Annotated in this window: 19 protein-coding genes; 12 read left to right on the top strand and 7 right to left on the bottom strand. The window is 66.2% G+C overall.

Going from position 1 to position 20,712, the window contains the following annotated elements; all coding sequences use genetic code 11:
* Positions 1-106 precede the first annotated feature (106 nt).
* From ACQ5J0_RS00575 to ACQ5J0_RS00540, 8 genes are all read left to right on the top strand, one after another.
* A complete protein-coding gene (locus ACQ5J0_RS00575; RefSeq protein WP_462568593.1) occupies positions 107-772 on the top strand; it encodes an aspartate/glutamate racemase family protein in 666 nt (221 codons plus the stop codon).
* Between the two features lie 105 nt (positions 773-877).
* Positions 878-2,044, top strand: a complete 1,167-nt coding sequence (locus ACQ5J0_RS00570; RefSeq protein ID WP_462568592.1) for a deoxyguanosinetriphosphate triphosphohydrolase — start codon at positions 878-880, stop codon at positions 2,042-2,044.
* Positions 2,037-2,738 carry an NAD(P)H-binding protein gene (locus ACQ5J0_RS00565; protein ID WP_462568591.1) on the top strand — a complete coding sequence of 234 codons (702 nt, stop codon included), beginning with the start codon at positions 2,037-2,039 and terminating at the stop codon, positions 2,736-2,738. The genes ACQ5J0_RS00570 and ACQ5J0_RS00565 overlap by 8 nt, the downstream gene beginning before the upstream one ends.
* A gap of 1 nt (position 2,739) precedes the next feature.
* Complete coding sequence (locus ACQ5J0_RS00560; RefSeq protein ID WP_462568590.1) at positions 2,740-3,195, top strand: ABA4-like family protein; 456 nt, start codon at positions 2,740-2,742, stop codon at positions 3,193-3,195.
* Between the two features lie 102 nt (positions 3,196-3,297).
* Entirely contained in the window at positions 3,298-4,851 is a 1,554-nt protein-coding gene (locus ACQ5J0_RS00555; protein ID WP_462568589.1) for a fatty acid--CoA ligase, read from the top strand.
* 8 nt (positions 4,852-4,859) lie between these two features.
* Positions 4,860-5,465 carry a DUF938 domain-containing protein gene (locus tag ACQ5J0_RS00550; RefSeq protein WP_462568588.1) on the top strand — a complete coding sequence of 202 codons (606 nt, stop codon included), beginning with the start codon at positions 4,860-4,862 and terminating at the stop codon, positions 5,463-5,465.
* 97 nt (positions 5,466-5,562) lie between these two features.
* Positions 5,563-5,940, top strand: a complete 378-nt coding sequence (locus ACQ5J0_RS00545) for a hypothetical protein (RefSeq protein ID WP_462568587.1) — start codon at positions 5,563-5,565, stop codon at positions 5,938-5,940.
* Between the two features lie 104 nt (positions 5,941-6,044).
* On the top strand, positions 6,045-6,596 hold the full coding sequence (locus tag ACQ5J0_RS00540; protein WP_462568586.1) for a hypothetical protein: 552 nt from the start codon (positions 6,045-6,047) through the stop codon (positions 6,594-6,596).
* Positions 6,597-6,881: 285 nt separating this feature from the next.
* On the opposite strand, the gene ACQ5J0_RS00535 is transcribed toward ACQ5J0_RS00540, so the two are convergent.
* Positions 6,882-7,010: an entericidin A/B family lipoprotein gene (locus tag ACQ5J0_RS00535; protein WP_462568585.1), complete on the bottom strand. Its 129-nt coding sequence runs from the start codon at positions 7,008-7,010 to the stop codon at positions 6,882-6,884.
* A gap of 135 nt (positions 7,011-7,145) precedes the next feature.
* On the opposite strand from ACQ5J0_RS00535, the gene ACQ5J0_RS00530 reads away from it, so the two are divergent.
* Positions 7,146-7,376 (top strand): hypothetical protein, encoded by a 231-nt coding sequence (locus tag ACQ5J0_RS00530; protein WP_462568584.1) that lies wholly within the window; start codon positions 7,146-7,148, stop codon positions 7,374-7,376.
* A 6-nt stretch (positions 7,377-7,382) separates the two neighbouring features.
* Here the strand turns inward: ACQ5J0_RS00530 and ACQ5J0_RS00525 are convergent, their stop codons facing one another.
* On the bottom strand, positions 7,383-8,915 hold the full coding sequence (locus tag ACQ5J0_RS00525) for a CpaF family protein (RefSeq protein WP_462568583.1): 1,533 nt from the start codon (positions 8,913-8,915) through the stop codon (positions 7,383-7,385).
* A gap of 156 nt (positions 8,916-9,071) precedes the next feature.
* Between ACQ5J0_RS00525 and ACQ5J0_RS00520 the strand changes: the two genes are divergently transcribed.
* Both ACQ5J0_RS00520 and glmS read left to right on the top strand, forming a co-directional pair.
* Positions 9,072-10,019 (top strand): DMT family transporter, encoded by a 948-nt coding sequence (locus ACQ5J0_RS00520; RefSeq protein WP_462568582.1) that lies wholly within the window; start codon positions 9,072-9,074, stop codon positions 10,017-10,019.
* A 68-nt stretch (positions 10,020-10,087) separates the two neighbouring features.
* Positions 10,088-11,911 carry a glutamine--fructose-6-phosphate transaminase (isomerizing) gene (glmS, locus tag ACQ5J0_RS00515; RefSeq protein ID WP_462568581.1) on the top strand — a complete coding sequence of 608 codons (1,824 nt, stop codon included), beginning with the start codon at positions 10,088-10,090 and terminating at the stop codon, positions 11,909-11,911.
* 67 nt (positions 11,912-11,978) lie between these two features.
* Here glmS and ACQ5J0_RS00510 read toward each other — a convergent pair whose 3' ends face one another.
* The gene (locus ACQ5J0_RS00510; RefSeq protein ID WP_462568580.1) at positions 11,979-13,232 is read right to left on the bottom strand and encodes an MgtC/SapB family protein; all 1,254 of its coding nucleotides are present in this window, start codon (positions 13,230-13,232) and stop codon (positions 11,979-11,981) included.
* A 216-nt stretch (positions 13,233-13,448) separates the two neighbouring features.
* On the opposite strand from ACQ5J0_RS00510, the gene ACQ5J0_RS00505 reads away from it, so the two are divergent.
* A complete protein-coding gene (locus ACQ5J0_RS00505) occupies positions 13,449-15,761 on the top strand; it encodes a putative bifunctional diguanylate cyclase/phosphodiesterase (protein WP_462570145.1) in 2,313 nt (770 codons plus the stop codon).
* A gap of 31 nt (positions 15,762-15,792) precedes the next feature.
* Here the strand turns inward: ACQ5J0_RS00505 and purQ are convergent, their stop codons facing one another.
* From purQ to purC, 4 genes are all read right to left on the bottom strand, one after another.
* Positions 15,793-16,470, bottom strand: a complete 678-nt coding sequence (gene purQ, locus ACQ5J0_RS00500; protein WP_462568579.1) for a phosphoribosylformylglycinamidine synthase subunit PurQ — start codon at positions 16,468-16,470, stop codon at positions 15,793-15,795.
* A complete protein-coding gene (gene purS, locus ACQ5J0_RS00495; RefSeq protein ID WP_462568578.1) occupies positions 16,467-16,703 on the bottom strand; it encodes a phosphoribosylformylglycinamidine synthase subunit PurS in 237 nt (78 codons plus the stop codon). Before purS ends, purQ begins: the two co-directional genes overlap by 4 nt.
* An 82-nt stretch (positions 16,704-16,785) precedes the next feature.
* Positions 16,786-19,647, bottom strand: a complete 2,862-nt coding sequence (locus tag ACQ5J0_RS00490) for a M16 family metallopeptidase (protein WP_462568577.1) — start codon at positions 19,645-19,647, stop codon at positions 16,786-16,788.
* Positions 19,648-19,704: 57 nt separating this feature from the next.
* Entirely contained in the window at positions 19,705-20,505 is an 801-nt protein-coding gene (purC, locus tag ACQ5J0_RS00485; protein WP_067608130.1) for a phosphoribosylaminoimidazolesuccinocarboxamide synthase, read from the bottom strand.
* Positions 20,506-20,712: the final 207 nt, after the last annotated feature.

Below are 20,712 nucleotides of genomic sequence, written 5' to 3'. Positions count from 1 at the left end.
GCCGTTCACACCTCGTAATCCGGGGGTGGGGTATTCAGGCCCCCGGCAAGTGGAATACACTCAGGAAGGGTGGGCAGTTTTGCGAAAACTCGGGTTGATAGGAGGCATGAGCTGGGTTTCGACCCGCGCCTATTACGAACGGATCAACCGGCTGATCCAGCAGGCGCGCAGTTCGCGCGACAGCGCCCCGCTGCTGATCGAGAGCCTCGAATACGGATCGCTTTATGCCCTGCGCGAGGAAAGCGAATGGGACGAAGCGGCCAAGACGCTGATCGACAGCGCACGCCGGCTCGAGCAGGCGGGCGCGGGTGCCATCGTCATCGCCGCCAATTCGATGCACCGGGTCTACGACCGGGTTGCGGAGGCGATCGACATCGAGATCATCCACATCGCCGACACGGTGGGCAAGGCGCTGGCGGATGCGAAAATCGAGGATGCGGTGCTGATCGGCACCCGCCCGGTCATGACCGAAAGCTTCTTTCGCCAGCGGATCGTCAAGCACGGGGTCAATCTCATCGCCCCCGAGGAAGACGATGTCGAGATGGTCGACTCGATCATCTACAAGGAACTGATGCTGGGCAAGGTGACCCGCGACGCCGAGCGGGCGCTGAAGACCATCATCACCCGCAAGGAACAGCGCGGCGCCGACGCCATCGTGCTCGCCTGCACCGAGCTGGGGCTGGTGGTCGATACCGATGCCAACGTCCTGCCGGTGTTCGACACCACCGACACCCATTGCCGTGCCGCCGCGGAGTGGATTCTGGCGGAGTGAACCGGCCGCCGGGACGCATCCCCGGCGGTTGTGCACATGGCTCGGCCGGGTTGCCACTCTGTTCCCGTTGAGCCCGGGCCCCGCCTGCCATACTCGCCTGAGGCGATGACGCTTGCTCCCCATGCTCCCTACGCTGCCGATCCCGCGCACAGCCGCGGCCGCGAATTTGCACAGGAGAGCGGCACGCGCGGGCCGCGCAGCGCTTTCCAGCGCGACCGCGACCGGATCATCCATTCGATGGCCTTCCGCCGCCTGCGCTCAAAGACGCAGGTCTTCATCTCGCCCGACAGCGATTACTACCGCACGCGGCTGACCCACAGCCTCGAGGTGGCGCAGATCGGGCGAGTGATCGCGCGGCTGCTCGGGCTCGAGGAGGATCTCACCGAAGGCCTGTGCTTGGCGCACGACATCGGCCATCCGCCCTTCGGCCACGCCGGAGAGAAGGCGCTGTCCGAGGCGATGATCGCCGCCGGCGGCTACGATCACAACGCGCACGGCATCCGCGTGCTGGCGCGGCTGGAAAGCCCCTATTGCAGCCATGACGGGCTCAACCTGACCTGGGAAACGCTTGAGGGAATGGCCAAGCACAACGGCCCGGTTGCAGCCCCCAACTGGGCGCTGGCCGAGATCGACGCGGCGTTCCCGCTGGCGCTGGGCCAATGGCCTTCGCTCGAGGCGCAGGTCGCCAATCTCGCCGACGATATCGCTTATGACAATCACGACATCGACGATGGCTTGCGCAGCGGCTTTCTCGCGCTCGACGATCTGCTCACCCTCGATTTCGTCGCCGAGCGCTGGCGCGCGGTGGAGCAGCGTTTCCCCCACGCCGAGCACGACCGCAAGCTGCGCGAGCTGGTGCGTGACCAGATCGGCGCGATGGTCAATGATGTGGTCGCCGAGACGCAGGCGCGGGTGAAGGGACTGCACTCCATCGACGAGGTGCGCGGCGCCGGAGGCCCGCTGGCGGGCTTCTCCGCCGAAATGGCGCAGCACGAGCGGCGATTGAAGGCCTTCATGTACGAGAAGCTCTATTACCACCCCGAGCAGCAGGGCACCGCCGAGCGCGCGCGCGCGGTGATCGCCAGCCTGTTCGCCGCCTATCGCGGCGATCCCGCCAGCCTTCCGGGCGGCTGGCGCGAGAACCTGCCCGAGCAGCAACCGCAGCGCGCGCGCCATATCGCGGATGTCATCGCCGGGATGACCGACCGCTTCGCAATCGACGAATACACGCGCCTGCACGGCACGGTGCCCGAGGGCCTGCGCAATGTCTGACGCGATCCGCGTCGCGCTGGTCGGGGCGACCGGGCTGGTCGGGCGCGAGGTCATCGGTGCCTGCGTCGGGCGCGAGGATATCCGGCTGGCGGCGGTGGCGCGGCGCGAAATGCCATTGCCTCCGGGCGCGCGGATGGAGCTGTTCGTCGCCGATCCCGCGAACTGGGGCGAGGTCTTCGAGGCGCTGCGGCCCAAGGCGCTGATCTGCGCGCTGGGGACCACCTGGAAGCACGCGGGCGAGGACGAGGCGGCGTTCCGCGCCGTGGACGAGGAACTGGTGCTCGCCACCGCGCGCGCCGCGCATGCGCAGGGCGTCGAGCGGATGGTCGTGGTCAGCTCGGTCGGCGCGGATCCCTATGCCAAAAGCTTCTATCTCAAGGTCAAGGGCGAGGTCGAGCGCGAGCTGGGCAAGATCGGGTTCCAGCGGCTCGACATCCTGCGCCCCGGGCTGCTGCGCGGCGAACGCGGCGGCGACCGGCGCCGGGCCGAACGGCTCGGAATCGCCATAAGCCCGCTGCTCAATCTGGCGCTGCATGGCAAATACCGCCGCTACCGCGCAATCGACGCGAGCGAAGTGGCGCGCGCCGCGCTGGCGCTGGCACGCAAGGCCACCCGCGCGCGACTGGTTCACGAGCACGACGCGCTGCGCCGCGAGGCGCACAGCCTGCCGATGCCCGCAACGGGAGAAGACTGACATGGCCTGGGATGCGATCTTCGGCGCCGCCAACATGCTCGCGCTGATAATGTGGGCGGGGCTGATCCTGCTGCCGCGCTGGCCCGCGCTGCTCTCGGCGGTGCTCTATCTCGGGGTCGGGCTGCTGTGCCTCGCCTATGCCGGACTTCTGATCGTCATCGTCTCGGGCGGGATCGATCCGGTCGGCGGGCAAGCGGCTGCGGTGGATTTCACCAGCATCGAGGGCATCCGCACGATCTTCGCCAGCGACGGCGGGGTGACGGTGGGCTGGATCCACTATCTCGCCTTCGACCTCTTCGTCGGCTTGTGGATCGCGCGCGATGCCGATGCCAAGCGCTTCTCGCGGCTGGTCCAGGCGCCGGTGCTGCTCGCGACCTTCCTCGCCGGGCCGCTCGGCCTGCTGATCTGGCTGGCGATCCGCGAGCGCAGGGCCAAGGCGCTGGGCCGCTGGCGCTGACGGGACGCTGAGGCAAAGGCGCCGAGAAGGCTGGACTTGGCGCCACCAGCGGGCATGATGCTTCCCGAGCCGTCCGGATCGAGACGGGTGCGGGAGAATGCCATGGGCGATCCGTCCACCATGCTGAGTTTCGACGAATACATCCGTCACTGGGCGGCATACCGGCCCGAGGCGGTGGCGCTGGAAGAGGGCGGCGAGCGGGCGAGTTTCGCGGAGCTCGAGCGCCGCACCGCGCGGGCCGCGATGCTGTTCCGCCAGCTCGGGGTCGAGCCGGGCGACCGGATCGCCTGGCTGGGCAAGAACGCCAAGCTCTATTTCGAGCTGTTCTACGCCGCCGGGCGCTATGGGGCGGTCATGGTCCCGATCGGCTGGCGGCTCGCCGTTCCCGAGGTAGCCTTCATTCTCGAGGATACCGGGGCCAAGGTGCTGTTCACCGATGCCGGCTTCGACGAGGCGGCTGCCTCCGCCTGCGCCGGGCTCGACAAAACCCCGCAGGTGGTCGGCTGCAAGGATGCCCGCGCCGCAATCGATGCCGCGCGGCCCGCCGAATTCGCTCCCGCTGCGCCCGACGATCCCGTGCTCCAGCTCTACACCAGCGGCACCACCGGCAATCCCAAGGGCGCGGTGCTGTCCAACCGCAATCTGTTCGCGCTGCGCCAGCCGGGCGAGCGCGCCGGGCTGGCGTGGTCGGTGTGGGACGAGGACGAGGCGCTGCTGATCGCCATGCCCTGCGCGCATATCGGCGGCACCGGGCTGGGCGTCATGGCGATCGGTGCGGGTGCGCGGGCTATCGTCCAGAGCGAGTTTACCCCCGAGGGCGTGCTCGAGGCCTTCGAGCAGGGCGCGACGCGGATGTTCATCGTCCCCGCCGCGCTGCAGATGGTGGTCCAGCACCCGAGCGCCAAGACCACCGATTTCTCCGCGGTCAAATACGTCTTCTACGGCGCCGCGCCGATCCCGCTCGACCTGTTGCGCGAGGCGGTGCGCACCATCCCCAACGCCGGTTTCGTCCAGTGCTACGGTATGACCGAGACCACCGGCACCGTCGCGGTGCTGCCGCCCGGCGATCACGATCTGGCGGGCAACGAGCGGATGCGCTCTGCGGGGCATGCGGTGCCCGGCACCGAGCTCAAGATCGTCGGCGAGGACGGGTCCGAGCTGCCGCGCGGCCAGGTCGGCGAACTAGCGGTCAAATCGCCCTCCAACATGCTGGGCTACTGGAAGCTGCCTCAGGCGACGCGCGAGGCGCTGCAGGACGGCTGGATGCACACCGGCGACGCCGCCTATATGGACGAGGACGGCTATGTCTTCATCCAGGACCGGATCAAGGACATGATCATCTCGGGCGGCGAGAACGTCTATCCCGCGCAGGTCGAGAGCGCGATCTACGGCCACCCCGCGGTCGCCGAGGTGGCGGTGATCGGCGTTCCCGACGATCACTGGGGCGAGGCGGTCAAGGCCTGCGTGGTGGCCAAGCCCGGCGAGCAGATCGATCCCGAGGCGATCATCGCCTGGACGCGCGAGCGGCTGGCGGGGTTCAAGGTCCCCAAGTCGATCGATGTCATCCTCGCGCTGCCCCGCAACCAGTCGGGCAAGATCCTGCGCCGCGAACTGCGCGCCCCCTATTGGGAAGGGCGCGAGCGCCAGGTGAATTGAGCTTAGCCGTGAAACGCCACGCCCCCGCCACCAGCCGAAACGCCGGCCCGATCGCCGAGGTGCTGGCGCGCGAACTCCCCGCGAGCGGGCTGGTGCTCGAAGTGGCAAGCGGGACGGGCGAGCATGCGGTGTTCATGGCGCGGCGTTTTCCCGCGCTGCTCTGGCAGCCGAGCGATCTGGGCACCGAAGCGCTGGCATCTGTCGACGCCTATGCGGCAGAGGCGGGGTTGGCGAACCTTCTCCCGGCGGTGGAATTCGACGCCGCGAAAGGCAACCCGCCGGTTGCGCATGCGGATGCGCTGGTATGCATCAACATGGTCCATATCAGCCCGTGGGCCACGACGGCGGGCCTGTTCCGCACCGCCGCCGGACTGCTGGAAGAGGGCGCTCCGCTTGTCCTCTATGGTCCGTTCCTTGAGGACGAGGTCGAAACGGCGGCGTCGAATCTGGAGTTCGACCGCTCGCTCAAGGCCCGCAATCCCGAGTGGGGCCTGCGCAACTTGGCCGATGTGGATCGCGTCGCCGACCAGTGCGGATTGAGCCGAACCAGCCGAGTTGAAATGCCGGCGAACAACCTGATGGCAATCTACCGCGCGCGTGGGGCGGGGGGCTGATTTTTCCGGAGGATTGCTTGCTGCGATTCCGTGTCAAAAGCCGCCTGTCGGTTGACGACCCACTAGCGGACATCGACCACGCCGTTATTCTCCTGTCATGTCGATCAATCAAACCGAGCGCGATGTGGCCTGCAATGAGCTACGGGAAATGGTTGGCGCCTTGCAGCAAAAAATTGCGAGTGACGAGCTTCAGCCACCCGAGTTAATCTTTGCCTGCCGGAATATTCTAAATCTCTGGCTCAAGAGCGGCGGTGAAACGACGGATGATGCGGTGATTGGCTTTTTGGGTATTGAAAGCCAGTCAGATCACGTTTTCGGTGGGAGCCGAGTGAAAGTGGGTCGTGATGTGGATCGCATCCGATTTGAGCCCGGATCAGATGCTGAAACGAAGGAAATCAGCGAGATCTCCCAATTTTTCAGAAAGAGCTTCGGGCGAGCGGTAGCAGGTCTCGCAGATCATTTGGGTGGCAGCTAACGACCCATTTGCTGACATTGGCAGCGATCTGATTCTTGGGTTAGACAGTCGCTCGTGAGAGTTCGCTATCAGGAATGAGGATATTCGCGCTTCTCGCTGTAATCTTGCTGATTGCTGCCTACGGTTGGCGAGTCTCGATAACCGGAGAAGACGACGATCCGCCTTCGACTGATTGGTGTCCAGCTCCCGACACCTGCATCCCGGCTGCCGACTTCGGTCGATACGGTGTTCCGGAATACGCGCTGTCGCAAAGGGCACTGCCAACCGAGTTCGCTATCCGTGGATTCACCGTCGATGGGCTGACGCCTGAGGCGCTAGGGATCGCGATCTATCCCAAAGAGGGGCGCAATCTCAGCAATTTCGAGCTTGTCGAGACTGATGCCATCCCTGGCTTCGACCAGGTGAGATATGCCGAGAAATTCGGCAACCAGCATACGTGGCGTGGAATGGTTGGCTCGCGTGTGCGCAAAGGAGAACCCTTTTTCGCCGCCGACAACATTAAGTTCTTTTGTGTCGAGGCGGGGCGCTGCATCGTCCTTGTCCATGACGGTCGGTTCGAGGCGCAATTTGATATTGCTGAAGGCGAGGTCGCGAAATTGCCCGCTTACAGGGACCGGCTGTCGCAGGTTTTTGAGGGCTGGAGGGTAGAAGAGTGAGCGACGTCTAGGAAGAAGTAGCCCAAGCATAAGCGAGAGCGGAAGCCGGGGCCGGGCCGCTGCGCAAAGCGGGGATCAGCAAGAGGACTAACGTCGGTTTCCCACCCAATACCAGACGATCAGCGCTCGGCTCGCGGTGCCTGAAAGCTGACGACCGAAGGTGATCTTGCTGACCTGTAGCATGCCCTTCCGTAGGAAATGTTCCGACCGTCGACCGTCGACGCGTAGCAAAGCGCCCGCCGGATAGGGTCCGACGGGCGCTTTCATTTCCTTATCGTGCGCTGATCAGATCGCGCGGTCGCCCGCTTCGCCGACGGACTCGATGTCGTTGCCGAGGCCTTTGACCGTGTTGCAGGCGGTCGCCGAGAGCGACATGGCGGTGAGGCCGAGGGCGATGAGAATCTTGCGAACCATGGGCAGTCCTTCCGGGGGTGGATTGGGCGGATTAACTTTGTTTAGGCCAAAACGGTTCGCCGAGGATCGGGTTCCCGCAGGCGACAAGCGACCCACGCTTTGCAACCGGCCCCGCTCACCCCATATCGCTCGCCGATGAAACTGCCCGACACCATCCTCTTCGCCAGCGACGCCGAACTGCTCGCCCTTGTCGGGGCTGTTCTGCTCGTCCTCGCGGGCTTCGCATCGCTGATGGAGCGCCGGCGGGTGAAGCGCGCCGCGCTCCACCATGTCGGCTGGGTGCCGTGGACCGGCATCTTTCTGACGCTGGCGGTGATCGGCGGCGGGCTGCTGTCGGTCGCGGTCCCCGCTATCCTCACCGCCTAGGCGGCGTCAGAGGCAGGCTTCGAGATAGGCCTGGTCGAACCCGAACTGGCGCGCTTTCTCGAGCGTGTAGGGACGCAGACCCGATGAGCGGAACTCGCCCATGATCTTGCCGTCCTCGCCTTCCTCGAGATATTCGAATTTGAACAGTTCCTGCGTCACGATCACGTCGCCCTCCATCCCGATCACCTCGGTGACATTGGTGGTGCGGCGCGAACCGTCGCGCAGGCGCTTGACCTGAACGATCAGATCGACGCTTTCCGCGATCTGGCGGCTGATGGCTTCCTTGGGGATCTTGATGTCGCCCATCAGGATCATGTTCTCCATCCGCCCCAGCGCCTCGCGCGGGGAGTTGGCGTGGAGCGTGCACATCGAGCCGTCGTGGCCGGTGTTCATCGCGGCAAGCAGATCGAAACATTCCGCGCCGCGAATCTCGCCCAGGATGATCCGGTCGGGCCGCATACGCAGCGCGTTCTTGACCAAATCGCCGATGGTGATCGCGCCCTGGCCCTCGAGATTGGGCGGGCGGGTTTCGAGCGGCAGCCAATGCGGCTGCTGCAGCCGCAGTTCCGCGGCATCCTCGATCGTCAGCACGCGCTCGCCCGGATCGATCATCTTCGACATCGCGTTGAGCATCGTCGTCTTGCCCGAGCCGGTACCGCCCGAGATCACGATGTTCATCCGGCAGGCACCGGCGATCTTGAGCGCGGTGCACATCTTCTCGCTCATCGAGCCGAAGCCCTTGAGCATGTCGAGCGTGATCGGCTTTTCGGAGAACTTGCGGATCGACAGCGCGGTGCCGCGCAGGCTGAGCGGCGGGACGATGACGTTGACGCGGCTGCCGTCCTTGAGGCGGGCGTCGGCGAGCGGCGTGGTCTGGTCGACGCGGCGGCCGACCTGGTTGACGATCCGCTGCGCGATCTGGAACAGGTGCTGTTCGTCGCGGAAGCGGATCGGCGCCATCACCAGCTTGCCGTTCTTCTCGATATAGGTCTGGTCGGGACCATTGACCATGATGTCCGAAATCTCGGGGTCGTTGAGCAGCTCCTCGAGCGGGCCGAAGCCGAGCAGCTCGTCGACCAGCACCTTCTCCAGCGCGAATTGCTCGCGCCGGTTGAGCGTGACCTTGAGCTCGGCCAGCACCTCGAGGATGATCGGGCGGAATTCCTCGGACAATTCGTCCTTGGTCAGCGTCGCCGCCGCCTCGGGATCGACGCGTTCGAGCAGGCGCGGCAGCACCTGCTCCTTGATCTTGTGGACGCTGGCCTCGAAGCCGCCGATGTCGGCCTCGCTGGCGTGAACCGCATTCGCGCGGTCCGACAATCGCGCCATCGCGGCGTTGGACTGGGCATTGCCGCCACCGCCCGGGGTCGGCACATCCTCGTCGGGCAGCGGGGGGAACTGCTCGCCGGCGCGCTCGGTATCGGGCTGGCTCTGCGAGGGTGTCGGTGTGCCGCCGCGCATGGGCTTGGCCACGCCGAACTGCGGACGTGCGCCGGGGTTCATTCCCCCCGGGCCATTCTTCCGTCCGAATGCGCTCATGTACTTGAACCCCTGCGGTAAGTCGTCATAGGTCGAGCCCGTCCCTGCGCTGACGTGGAGAATGGCTCCTTGAGAGGCGTGGTGAATAAGTCGGAAAGCTTGATTTTTCCCTAATTTCACGGCCATGCGCCAGACCAGTGCGGCGACGGTCGTTCAATGCGCGGCAAGTCGCTATGGCTCGCCGCCCTTTATCATTCGACTGGACCGACCTTCATCATGCAGCAGGACGAACGCAGCGGATTGCTCCTAGCGCTGAGCGGCTTCGCGCTATTGTCGGTGGGCGACGCGATCATCAAGACGATGGCCGGGCAATGGTCGCCGCTGGCGGTGGCGGCGCTGCGCTTCGCGATCGGTGCGGCCGCGCTCTCGGCGCTGCTGCTGGTGACCGAAGGACCGTCCGCCTTCCGCCCGCGCAAGCCCTGGCTGCAGGTCGCGCGCGGCGCCTGTCTGGCGGGGGCGACCCTGTGCTTCTTCTCGGCGATCTTCGTCATGCCGCTCGCCGATGCGATGGCGATCGCTTTCGTCTCGCCGATCTTTGTCGCGCTGTTCAGCGGCCCGCTGCTGGGGGAAAAGGTCCGCCCGGTGGTGTGGCTGGTCTCGCTGGTGGCGCTGGGCGGGGTGGCGCTGATCCTGCGGCCCAATCTCGCCGAATTGGGGATCGTGGCGCTGCTGCCGCTGGCTTCGGCCTTCTTCTTCGCATTGATGGTGGTGGCCAACCGCTCCAGCGCGGGCCAGGGCAGCGCGCTGTCGATGCAAGCCTTCATCGCGCTGTGGGCGACACCCTTCCTTATAATCGCCGCGCTGATCGGCGATCGCAGTTCGCTCGCCTCGCTCGAGATCGGCACGCCCGACTGGACGGTTGTGGCCCGCTGCGCTTTGGTCGCGGTCACCGCCAGCGCGGCGCATTGGATCGCCTATCTGGGCACGATGCGCGCCGGCGCCTCGACCATCGCACCGACCACCTATGTGCAGATCATCGTCGCCACCACGCTGGGCTATCTCGTCTTCGGCGACATACCCGATACGCCCACGCTGGCTGGCGCGGCGATAGTCGTCGGAGCGGGGCTGTTCCTGTGGTGGAGCACGCCGCGGCGGGCGAAGTAATTGCATGGCGCGCGATAGCCGCTAGAGCGCGGCGGACAGTATTTTCGGGATTGAAGGCGGACCAGATTATGTGCGGCATTATCGGCATCGTGGGCAGGGAATCGGTAGCGGACCGGCTGGTCGACGGGCTGCGGCGGATGGAATACCGCGGTTACGACAGCGCCGGGCTGTGCACGATCCACGAGGGCGATCTTGTCCGCCGCCGCGCACAGGGCAAGCTCGCGAATCTGGTGGCGGAACTGGCCAACCGGCCCGCACCCGGCAGCATCGGCATCGCGCACACCCGCTGGGCCACGCATGGCGCGCCGACCGAGGACAACGCCCACCCGCATGCCACCGAGCATGTCGCGCTGGTCCATAATGGCATCATCGAGAACTTCCGGGAACTGCGCGAGGAATTGCGCGCTGCGGGTCGCCACTTCACCAGCGAGACCGATTCCGAAGTGGTGGCGCATCTGGTCTCGCGCGAGGTCGAGGGTGGGGCGAGCCCCGAGGATGCGGTCAGGACCGTGCTGCCGCGGCTGCGCGGCGCCTTTGCGCTGGCGATCGCCTTTCGCAGCCACCCCGACATGCTGATCGGCGCGCGCCGCGGCTCGCCGCTGGTGCTGGGCTATGGCGAGGACGAGATGTTTCTGGGCTCCGACGCGCTGGCGCTGGCGCCGCTGACGCAGCGGATCGCCTATCTCGAGGAAGGCGACTGGGTCGTGCTCCACCGCGATGAGGTCGCGATCTACGATGCCGAGAACGCACCGGTCGAGCGCGAGGTGACCACTTCGGGCGCATCCGCCGCCGCGGTCGAGAAGGGCAATTACCGCCACTTCATGCAGAAGGAGATCTTCGAGCAGCCCACCGTGGTCGCGCAGACGCTGGGCTCCTATCTGCGCCAGGCCGACAATTCGATCGCGTTGCCGCAGTTCGATTTCGACATCTCCAAGATCCGCCGGGTGACCATCGTCGCCTGCGGCACCTCCTATTACGCCGGGATGGTGGCCAAATACTGGTTTGAGCATTTCGCGCGGGTGCCGGTCGACATCGATGTCGCGAGCGAGTTCCGCTACCGTGAGCCGGTGCTCGAAGAGGGCGGGCTGGCGCTGTTCATCAGCCAGAGCGGCGAGACAGCCGACACGCTCGCCGCGCTGCGCCATTGCAAGGCGAACGGCCAGACCATCGCGGTGGTGGTCAACGTGCCGACCAGCAGCATGGCGCGCGAGGCTGATCTGCTGCTCCCGACCCACGCCGGTCCCGAGATCGGGGTCGCCTCGACCAAGGCCTTCACCTGCCAGCTCGCCGTCCTCGCCGCGCTGGCCGCGCATATGGCGGTCAAGAAGGGGCTGATGAACCGCGAGCAGGAGGCCGATGTGGTCGCGCATCTGCTCGAGGCGCCGGCCTCGCTCAACGCCGCGCTCGATCACGACGAGGATATCGCGGCGATGGCGCATCTGATCGCCCCGGCGCGCGACGTGCTGTTCCTGGGGCGGGGGCAGGACTTCCCGCTGGCGTTGGAAGGCGCGCTCAAGCTCAAGGAAATCAGCTACATTCACGCCGAAGGCTACGCTGCCGGCGAGATGAAGCACGGCCCGATCGCTCTGATCGACGACCAGGTCCCGGTGGTGGTGCTCGCCCCCTCGGGCCCGCTGTTCGAGAAGACCGTCTCCAATATGGAGGAGGTCCGCGCGCGCGGCGGGCAGGTCGTACTGATCTCCGACGCCGAGGGGCTGGCGCAGGCGGGCGAGGGCTGCATCGCGACGATCGAGATGCCAAAGGTCCACCCGCTGATCGCGCCGCTGGTCTATGCGATCCCGGTGCAATTGCTCGCCTATCACGTCGCCTGCGTCAAAGGTACCGATGTCGACCAGCCTCGCAATCTCGCCAAATCGGTGACTGTGGAGTGATTTTTGAGGCGATCGCGCCGAGGCAGTAGCGACCGGGACTCCCTTCGCAAGTGAAGGCAAACGAGGTTTACAGCCGCGCCAGACCGATGCCCAGCGAGACGGCCAGCGCGAGCATGCTGGCTGCGAGCGCGATCGCGGCGCTTTTGCCCTTCGAACGCGCATAGGCGATCGTGATTCCCAGCTTGACGGTCATATTCGCCAACACCGTGCCGCCCAATGCCAGCGCCGCAAGCGCGGGAGCAAGCGCTCCCGCTTCCAGTCCCCCGACGGTCACGATGGCAGCATCGACGTCCATGCTGCCCATGATCAGGATCAGGGTGGCGATGCCCTGTTCGCCGAAGCGGCCTTCCGCCCAGCGCGCTGCCACTGCGGCCGCCGCGACGAAGCCGACGAAGCCCAGTGCCGGAAGGAGGGCGACGGGATTGCCCGGCGCGGTCGCGCCATCGCTCGGCGAGGACCTGCGATAGAGCCATAACCCTGCCATGGAGGCGGTGATCAGCGCCGGCAGGATGAAGATTGCCAGCGGGAGAAGCACGGAGGTCGCAAGCACCGAGACCAGGACCAGCACGCGAACGTACATCACCAGCGTGGCCAGAGCGATGCCGGCGGGTTCGGCACCGCCGCCGCCGGCCCCCGAACCGAGACGTTGCGCGAGCGACTGGGTGACCGCCGTGGAACTGTAGGCTCCGCCGATCAGCGCGGTCACGATCGTACCATGGCGAACGCCGACGACCCGATTGGCAATGTAGCCGATGAAGGAAAAGCCGGTCACCAGCACCACCACCAGCCACAGCTTCCGGAGGTCCCAGGCGCCGTAGGGTCCGTAGTCGCCGCCCGGAAGGAACGGCAGCACCGCCAGCGCGATCACCGCGAAGCGGGCGAGAGCCTTGACGTCCCGCTCCTCCAGCTTCGCGATCAGTCCGTGCAACTCGTTTCTGAGCGCGAGGGTCAGGGTGATGAGCGCTGCACAGGCGATGCTGAGTGCCGAATTTCCCCAACCGGCCAGGAATCCCAGTGCCAGTGTCAGAAGCCCCGCGATGGCTGTTGTCGCATCGGGCTTGGATGGCGCGGCCGTCTTGAAATAGCCGATCGCGAGGACGATCGCTGCCCCCGCGATCAGTGCGCCTCCGACGAAATTCTGTCCATTGTCGCTCAGCAGGCCGGAAATGCCGCCCAACAGGCCGAGCAGAGTGAAGGTCCGCACCCCGGCAACGCGCGTGCCGTCCGCCGCTCGGCGCAAGTTCCAGCCGCGTTCGATGCCAATCAGCAGCCCAGCTGCGAGGGCGGCCGCTATCGCGAGATACTCGCCATTCCAGCTCAATCGACGATCTCCCCGGAGGCCCTGCGCGGCGAGGCTCGCGCGCATTCGCCGGAATAGCCGGGAAACCGGTCCAGGACCATCGCCGCTTTCCGGCGGAAACGCCGGACGCATAAGGGACGCGAATTCGCATCATCCTTTACCGCGGCATAACCTTTTGGGGCTAACCGCGATGGCGTGAAAAACAGCAAATCAGCGCCGATCGATTTCGCCGAGGGAATGTGCGCGAGCGTCGTCCTCGGGCTCAAACCGCCCGCCACGGGCGACTGGTCGCAATTGCAGGGCTCGCAATACGCGTTGCTTGCAGCGCGGCTGCCCATGCGGATTGCGATGCATCTGGCCGGCGTGGTTCTGTTCTTCTATCTTTTCCAGCCGGTGGTGGGTCCATGGATCATCGGTGCCTGGGGCGTGGTCGTCCTTCTCGTAACCGCAGACGGTGCCCGCCTCGATCTGACGATGCGCGATGCGGATCGGCGCATTTTCACCAGAGACGAATATCTTCGCCATACCTTCTACTCGGGCCTCAAAGGCGTGGTCTGGGCCCTGCCGGCGTTCCTGTTCCTGCCCCTGGCCGATCCCGAAGCCCATGCCATCGCCTGGGGCTTCGCCGGAATCATGCTGCTCGTGTCGGCGGTGTCGCGTTACGGCGCGCCGGCGGGGACGGTGTTGTTCTGCATCGTCACCTCTCTGGGCTATGCAGTCGGTCTTCTTCTGATGGGGCAGACGGGTCTGGGTATCATCGCGATCGTGACGGGGATCTTCGCCACTTTCGGCACCATCGAGGGCGCGCGTGTGGCGCTATCGGCCAAGATCGCGCAGTTGGGAATGAACGAGAAAAGCGAAGTGGTCTCGCTGCTGCTGCGCGAATACGAGGATACCGGCGCCGACTGGCTGTTCGAGCTCGATCCGCGTCGCCGCCTGCGCTCGGTCTCGCCGCGGCTCGCCGTTGCGCTGGGCCAGGAGCTGTCCGAGATCGAGGGCCGCAGTTTTCTCGAACTGATTTCCGGCAGCGCCTGGGAGACCGGCCGCTTTCCCTCCAGCCTCCACGAATTCGCCGAGAAGCTGAAGAAGCGCGAGAATTTCTCCAATCTCGTGGTCGAAGTGATGGTCAACGACGAGCGCCGCTGGTGGGAATTGTCGGGCGCTTCGATCTTCAACGAGGCGGGTGGCTACGCCGGCTTCCGCGGGGTCGGATCGGACGTCACCACGCAGCGCGAATCCTCCGAGAAGATCGCCTATCTCGCGCGTTTCGACACGCTCACCGCGCTGCCCAACCGGCTGATGCTCAACGAGTCGCTGGGCGAGGCGATCGGCTATGCCGCCAAGTGGCGCACGCGCTGCGCCTTCCTGATGATCGATCTCGACCGCTTCAAGGCGGTGAACGATTCGCTCGGCCACCTGACCGGCGACCGGCTGCTGGGTCAGGTCGCGGGGCGCCTCAAGAGCCTCATGACCGAGAACGAGATCTGCGGCCGCCTGGGCGGCGACGAATTCGGCGTGGTGATCCGCGATGCCTCCGATCGCTCGAAGGTCGAGCAGGTGGCCAAATCGATCATCGAGCATCTGTCCGAGCCCTATCAGGTCGATCAGCACGTGCTCTATGTCGGTGCCAGCATCGGCGCGGCCTTCGGCCCGCGCGACGGGCGCTCGGTCGAGGAATTGATGCGCAACGCCGATCTCTCGCTCTACCGCGCCAAGGATTCCGGCGGCGGCGAATACCGCGAATACGAACCCTCGCTCCACGCCTCGGCCGAGGAACGCCGCCAGCTCGAATTCTCGCTGCGCAACGCGCTCAAGAACGACGAACTGTCGCTCAACTACCAGCCGGTGGTCGACGCGAATACCGAGGAACTCGTCAGCTTCGAGGCGCTGGTGCGCTGGAACAGCGATGTGCACGGCGCGGTCAGCCCGGCCAAGTTCATCCCGCTGGCCGAGGACACCCGTCTGATCGTGCCGATCGGCAAATGGGTCATGCAGCAGGCTTGCTGCGAAGCGGCCAACTGGCCCTCGCATATCGGGATCAACGTCAACGTCTCGCCCGAGCAGCTGACCGAGCCCGATTTCGCGACCAGCGTGGTGCATGCGCTGTCGCACAGCGGTCTGCCCGCCGAACGGCTCGAGATCGAGGTGACCGAGAGCATCTTCCTGCGCGATGCGAATGTGGCGCGCCGGGCGCTGGAACAGGTGATGGCGCTGGGCTGCTCGGTGGCGCTCGACGATTTCGGCACCGGCTATTCCTCGCTCGGCTATCTGCGCAAGCTGCGCTTTTCGACGATCAAGGTCGATCAGACCTTCGTTCAGGGCGCCTCGCAGGACAGCGCCGAGAGCCTGGCGATCATCAATGCGGTCGTCGCCATGGCGCGCAGCCTGGGCATGACCACCACCGCCGAAGGGGTCGAGACAGCCGAGGAAGCCGAAATGATCCGTTCGATGGGCTGCAACAAGATCCAGGGTTACCACTTCGGCCGCCCGATGCCTGCGGCCGAAGCCCGCCAGGTGTTCGAACGCGAAGAAGCGCGCCGGCTGGCGTGATCACGCTTGCGGCTGAGGCCGAGCCTCGGGCTCAGGCGTGGGCGAGCGCCCGAATCGCGTTCTCGAAGATGGTCCGCCCGTCGGTCCCGCCATGCGCGGCATCGACCGCGCGCTCGGGGTGCGGCATCATCCCCAGCACGGTGCCGCTCGCGTTGAGGATGCCCGCGATGTCCCGGCGCGAGCCGTTGCAATTCTCGACATAGCGAAACGCCACCAGGCCTTCGCCCTCGAGCCGGTCGAGCGTGGCCTCGTCGGCGAAGTAATTGCCATCGTGATGCGCCACCGGGATGCGCAGGTTCTGGCCCGCCGCGAAGCCGCGGGTGAAGAGCGAATCGGTGTTCTCCACCGTGAGATCGACGGTGCGGCAGATGAAATGCTGGCTGGCATTGCGCATCAGCGCGCCGGGCAGCAGGCCGGCCTCGGTCAGCACCTGGAAGCCGTTGCACACGCCCAGCACGGGCACACCGCGCTGCGCCGCCGCGGCGACTTCGCGCATGATCGGGCTGTTCGCCGCCATCGCGCCCGAGCGCAGGTAATCGCCATAGGAGAAGCCGCCGGGCAGGGCGATGAAATCGAGCCGTTCGGGCAGTGCGCTGTCGCCGTGCCACACGCGGATCGGCTGCTGGCCCGACACCGATTCCAGCGCCACCGCCATGTCGCGGTCGCAATTGGAACCGGGAAAGGTGACGACCGCGGCGCGCAGGCTCATTGGCCGACCTTCTCGATGCGGTAAGTCTCGATCACCGTGTTGGCGAGCAGCTTCTCGCACATGGCTTCCAGATCGGCGTCGCTGGTCGAGTCCGCCACGGTGAGCTCGATCAGCCGGCCGATCCGGACATCCTCGACCCCGGCGAAACCGAGCCCGTCGAGCGCATGGTGTACCGCACGGCCCTGCGGATCGAGCACGCCGGGCTTGAGGCTGACATGGATGCGGATCTTCATGGGCGGCGAACCTTTTGTGAATGCGGCTGAGCTCGTGCGGCGCCTATGCCGATGCCGCCGGGTTTTTGCAATCGGCGGCGGGTCACCCGCCCGCGCCGGCTTCGGGGACGACGCGGACGCGCACCGCACTTGCAGGATCGAGATACTGCGCCGCGAGCGTCTGCAGTTCTTCCGGGGTGATCGCCAACTGGCGCTCCTTCGCCTCGAGGAAGCGGGCGATGTTCTCGGGCTCGCTCTGCGCGCGCGCAACCAGACCCATCCAGCCGCCATTGGTCTTGAGCCGGTTGTCGAGCCCTTCGAGAACCGGCTGGCGCGCCCGCTCGACCAGATCCGCATCGGGGCCCTGTTCGATCAAGGTCCGCACGGTTTCCTCCATCGCGGCCTGCGCGGCATCGAGCTGCGCCACATCGACCGCGGCACCCAGACTGAAGGTCCCGTAATCGCGGTAGGTATCCGAGGGACTGCTGTCGACCGAGGGCGAATAGGTCTGCCCCAGCTCCTCGCGCAGCTTCTCGGTCAGCGCCAGCCGCATCACCCGCGAGAGCAGCGTCAGCCGGCTGGTGCGCGCCCAGTCGCTGTCGTCGGCGGTCGGCCAGACCATCCGCAGCACCGCCTGATCCGGCTCGCCGCCATGCGTGAGCGTGACGGTCTCGCGGGAATCGGTGAAACTGCGCTCGCGGGTGTCGCCTTCATAGGCGCGGAAGGCCGGCTCGCGCGGCGGCAGCGCGCCGAAGGTCTGCGCGACCATCCGGATCGCCTCCTCCTCGTCGAAATCGCCGACCAGCGCGATCTCGATCGCACCATTCGCAAGCCGCTCGCCGATGGTGGCGGACAGCTGCTCGTAATCGAGCGCCCGGTAGGCTTCGAGCGGTTGGCGGGTGAAGCGCGGGTCCTGGTCCGAGAGCAGGGGGCCGAGGCCTTCGCCCAGCGCCGATTCGGGCGTCCGGCCGAGCCGGGCGAAGAAATCCGCCAGCGAGCGCTGCCACGGCCCGAGCCCTTCGGCGCGATAGCCGGGATCGGTCAGATAGGCGGCCATCAGCTGGAGCTGCAGCTCGAGATCGCGCGGGGTGGTGGTGGCGCCGCCGGCGAAGGTTTCGTCGCCCGCACCGAAGCCCGCCCCGACCGAGCGGCCAGCGAGGATCGACTGCAATTCGTCGCGGCTGTGCTTGCCGAGCCCGCCGGCAGTGTAGAGCCCGGTCAGTTCGACCGCGAGCGGATCGGCGCGCGAAGCGAGCATTTTCCCGCCGTCGAGGTTGAAATTCACCGTCACCCGGTCGTCCGCCAGATCGGTGGGCTTGAGGTTGAGCATGACGCCGTTGGCGAAGCGGATCGTGCGGATTTCGAGCGCGGCGGTGCGGCTGTCCGCGACTACCTCTCCGGCAGGCCCGAAATCGGTATAGGCGAACTCGGCCGCGGCGGTGTCCTGCGGCGGAGCGACCGGGCGCGCGAAGGCGGCCTCGACCGCGGCGCGCAAAGCGGCTTCGCCGCCCTCGGGCGCGGTCTTGCCCGAAAAGCGGATCAGCGGCTCGTCGAGCGCGATGCTCTCGGCGCGCAAGGCGGCGAGCACCTCGGCGGAGGTTACTTCGGGGGCGAGCGCCTCGAACCGGGCCAGCGCATCGGCGGGTGCGGTGGGGACGAACGTTCCCTGCGCCACCGCCAGCGCCTGACCGACCAGCGCGGCATTGCTGCGTGTCTCGGCATTGGCGACAGCGTTCTCCAGCCCGGTGCGCATGTTGGCGAGCTGCTCGGCGATCTCGGCCTCGCTGAAGCCGTGGGTCAGCGCGCGGCGATACTCGTCCACCGCCACGTCGAGCGCGCGGCGCCACCGGCCTTCCTCGCTGGCGACGCTCAGCGTGGTGGTGCGCCCGGCCTCGAACGCGTCGGAGGTCGAGAAGCCCACTCCGCGAAACGGCGGATCCTCGCTGCGCTGGAGCCGCTGCAGCCGCCGCGACAGTGCGCCGCTGGCGACCTGCCGCAACACCGCGGCGCGCCGCTCGGCGGCCGTATCCGGCTTGTCGACATAGGGGCCATGACGCGCGATCGCGATCGTCTCGGTCAGCGCCGGATCGAGATAGATGTCCGTGGTGCCGCGGTAATCGGGATCGATCGGGCCGGCGGGGGGCTGGTCGGGGGAGGAAGCCGACTGCCAGTCGGCGAAGCGTTCGACTATCTTCGCTTCAACCATGGCGGGATCGAAATCGCCGACCACCACGATCACCGTGTCGGCGGGGACGTATTCGCGCTCCCAGAAGCCGCGCAGGGCCGCTGCATCGGCGGCTTCGAGCGTTTCGGCGGTGCCGATCGGCAGCCGTCCGGCGAGCAGCGAGCCGGGATAGGCGAATTCGAGCGAATCGACCGTGTTTTTGAGCGCATAGCCGTTGCGCACCCGCCGCTCGGCCAGGATCACGCCTTTTTCGCGCTGGACCGCCTGTTCGTCGAAATCGAGCTCGCTCGCGGTCTCGCGCATCAGCATCAGTGCGGTGTCGAGCAGTTCCTCGTCGGCGCGCGGCAGGTCGAGCTTGTACTGGGTGCGATCGAAACCGGTCGAGGCATTGGTGTCCGCGCCGAAGGCCAGGCCCAGCCGCTCGAGCAGCTTGATCATCTCGCCCTCTGGCACATTGGTCGAGCCGTTGAAGGCCATGTGCTCGACATAATGCGCATAGCCGCGTTCCTCGGCGCGCTCGTCGAGCGAGCCGGCGGCGATATCCATCCGCACCAGCGCGGTGTTCTCGGGCCGGGAATTGCGGCGGATAATATAGCGCAACCCGTTGTCGAGCTTGCCGAAATGCCAGCCGCTCTCGGGTTCGAACTCGCTGTCCTCGAGCTCCCAGTCCGCGGCATTCCAGCCGACTGGCTCGGCAAAAGCCGGAGCGGAGAGAACCCCGGCGACGGCGGTGGTGACGAAGAGCGAGAACGCGAGGCGCGTCGAGTAGCGAAGCTTCATGCCGCGATCCTGCCCGATCGCGACTGAACCCTCAATGACAAGCCGTTGCGAAAGCGGTTATTTCTTGGGCTTGCTGCCCCGCAGCCGGCCGCGATGGGCCGACAGGTCGAACACCTCGCCCGCGCCATTGTCCTCGTTCTGGAGCAGGCCGAGCCGGCGCGCGACTTCGCGGTAGGCCTCTTCCTCGCCGCCGAGATCACGGCGGAAGCGGTCCTTGTCGAGCTTCTCGCCGGTGTTGACGTCCCACAGCCGGCAGCCGTCGGGGCTGATCTCGTCGGCCAGGATGATGCGGCTGAAATCGCCGTCCCACAGCCGTCCGAACTCGAGCTTGAAATCGACAAGGCGGATATCGATCGCCGCGAACATGCCGCAGAGGAAGTCGTTGACCCGGATCGCCATCGAGGAAATGTCCTGCATCTCCTCGCCGCTGGCCCAGTTGAAACAGGCGATGTGCTCCTCGGCGATCAGCGGATCGCCCAGCGCATCGTCCTTGTAGTAATATTCGATCAGCGTGTGCGGCAGCGGCTCGCCTTCTTCCAGGCCCAGCCGCTTGCAGATCGAGCCCGCGGCGATGTTGCGCACCACCACCTCGATCGGCACGATCTCGACCTGGCGGACCAGCTGTTCGCGCATGTTGAGGCGGCGGATGAAATGCGTCGGCACCCCGATATGCGAGAGCCGCGTGAAGATGTATTCGCTGACGCGATTGTTGATCACGCCCTTGCCGTTGATCGTGCCCTTCTTCTCGGCGTTGAAGGCGGTGGCGTCATCCTTGAAATACTGGATGATCGTGCCGGGCTCGGGACCTTCGTAGAGAATCTTGGCCTTGCCTTCGTAGATCTGGCGGCGACGAGCCATGCAGCGGTTCCTTGCGACATTGGGTGCGACATTGGGTGCGACGTTGGGTGCAACGATAGGTGCGACGAAAAACAGCCGCCCCGGGACGCGGAATCGGGCGCAATCCGCAGACCGGGGGTAGGGCGGCCTGCTTACATGAGGCTTGCAGGCGACGCAATCGATGAGCCGGACCCGTAAAGGGGAGGTTTTGAGGAAGCGGGATCGGGG

It is taken from the genome of Qipengyuania sp. SM2512, assembly GCF_054954005.1.
The sequence above is the reverse complement of the archived record's forward strand: the minus strand, read 5'-3'. Positions and strand labels throughout refer to the sequence as shown.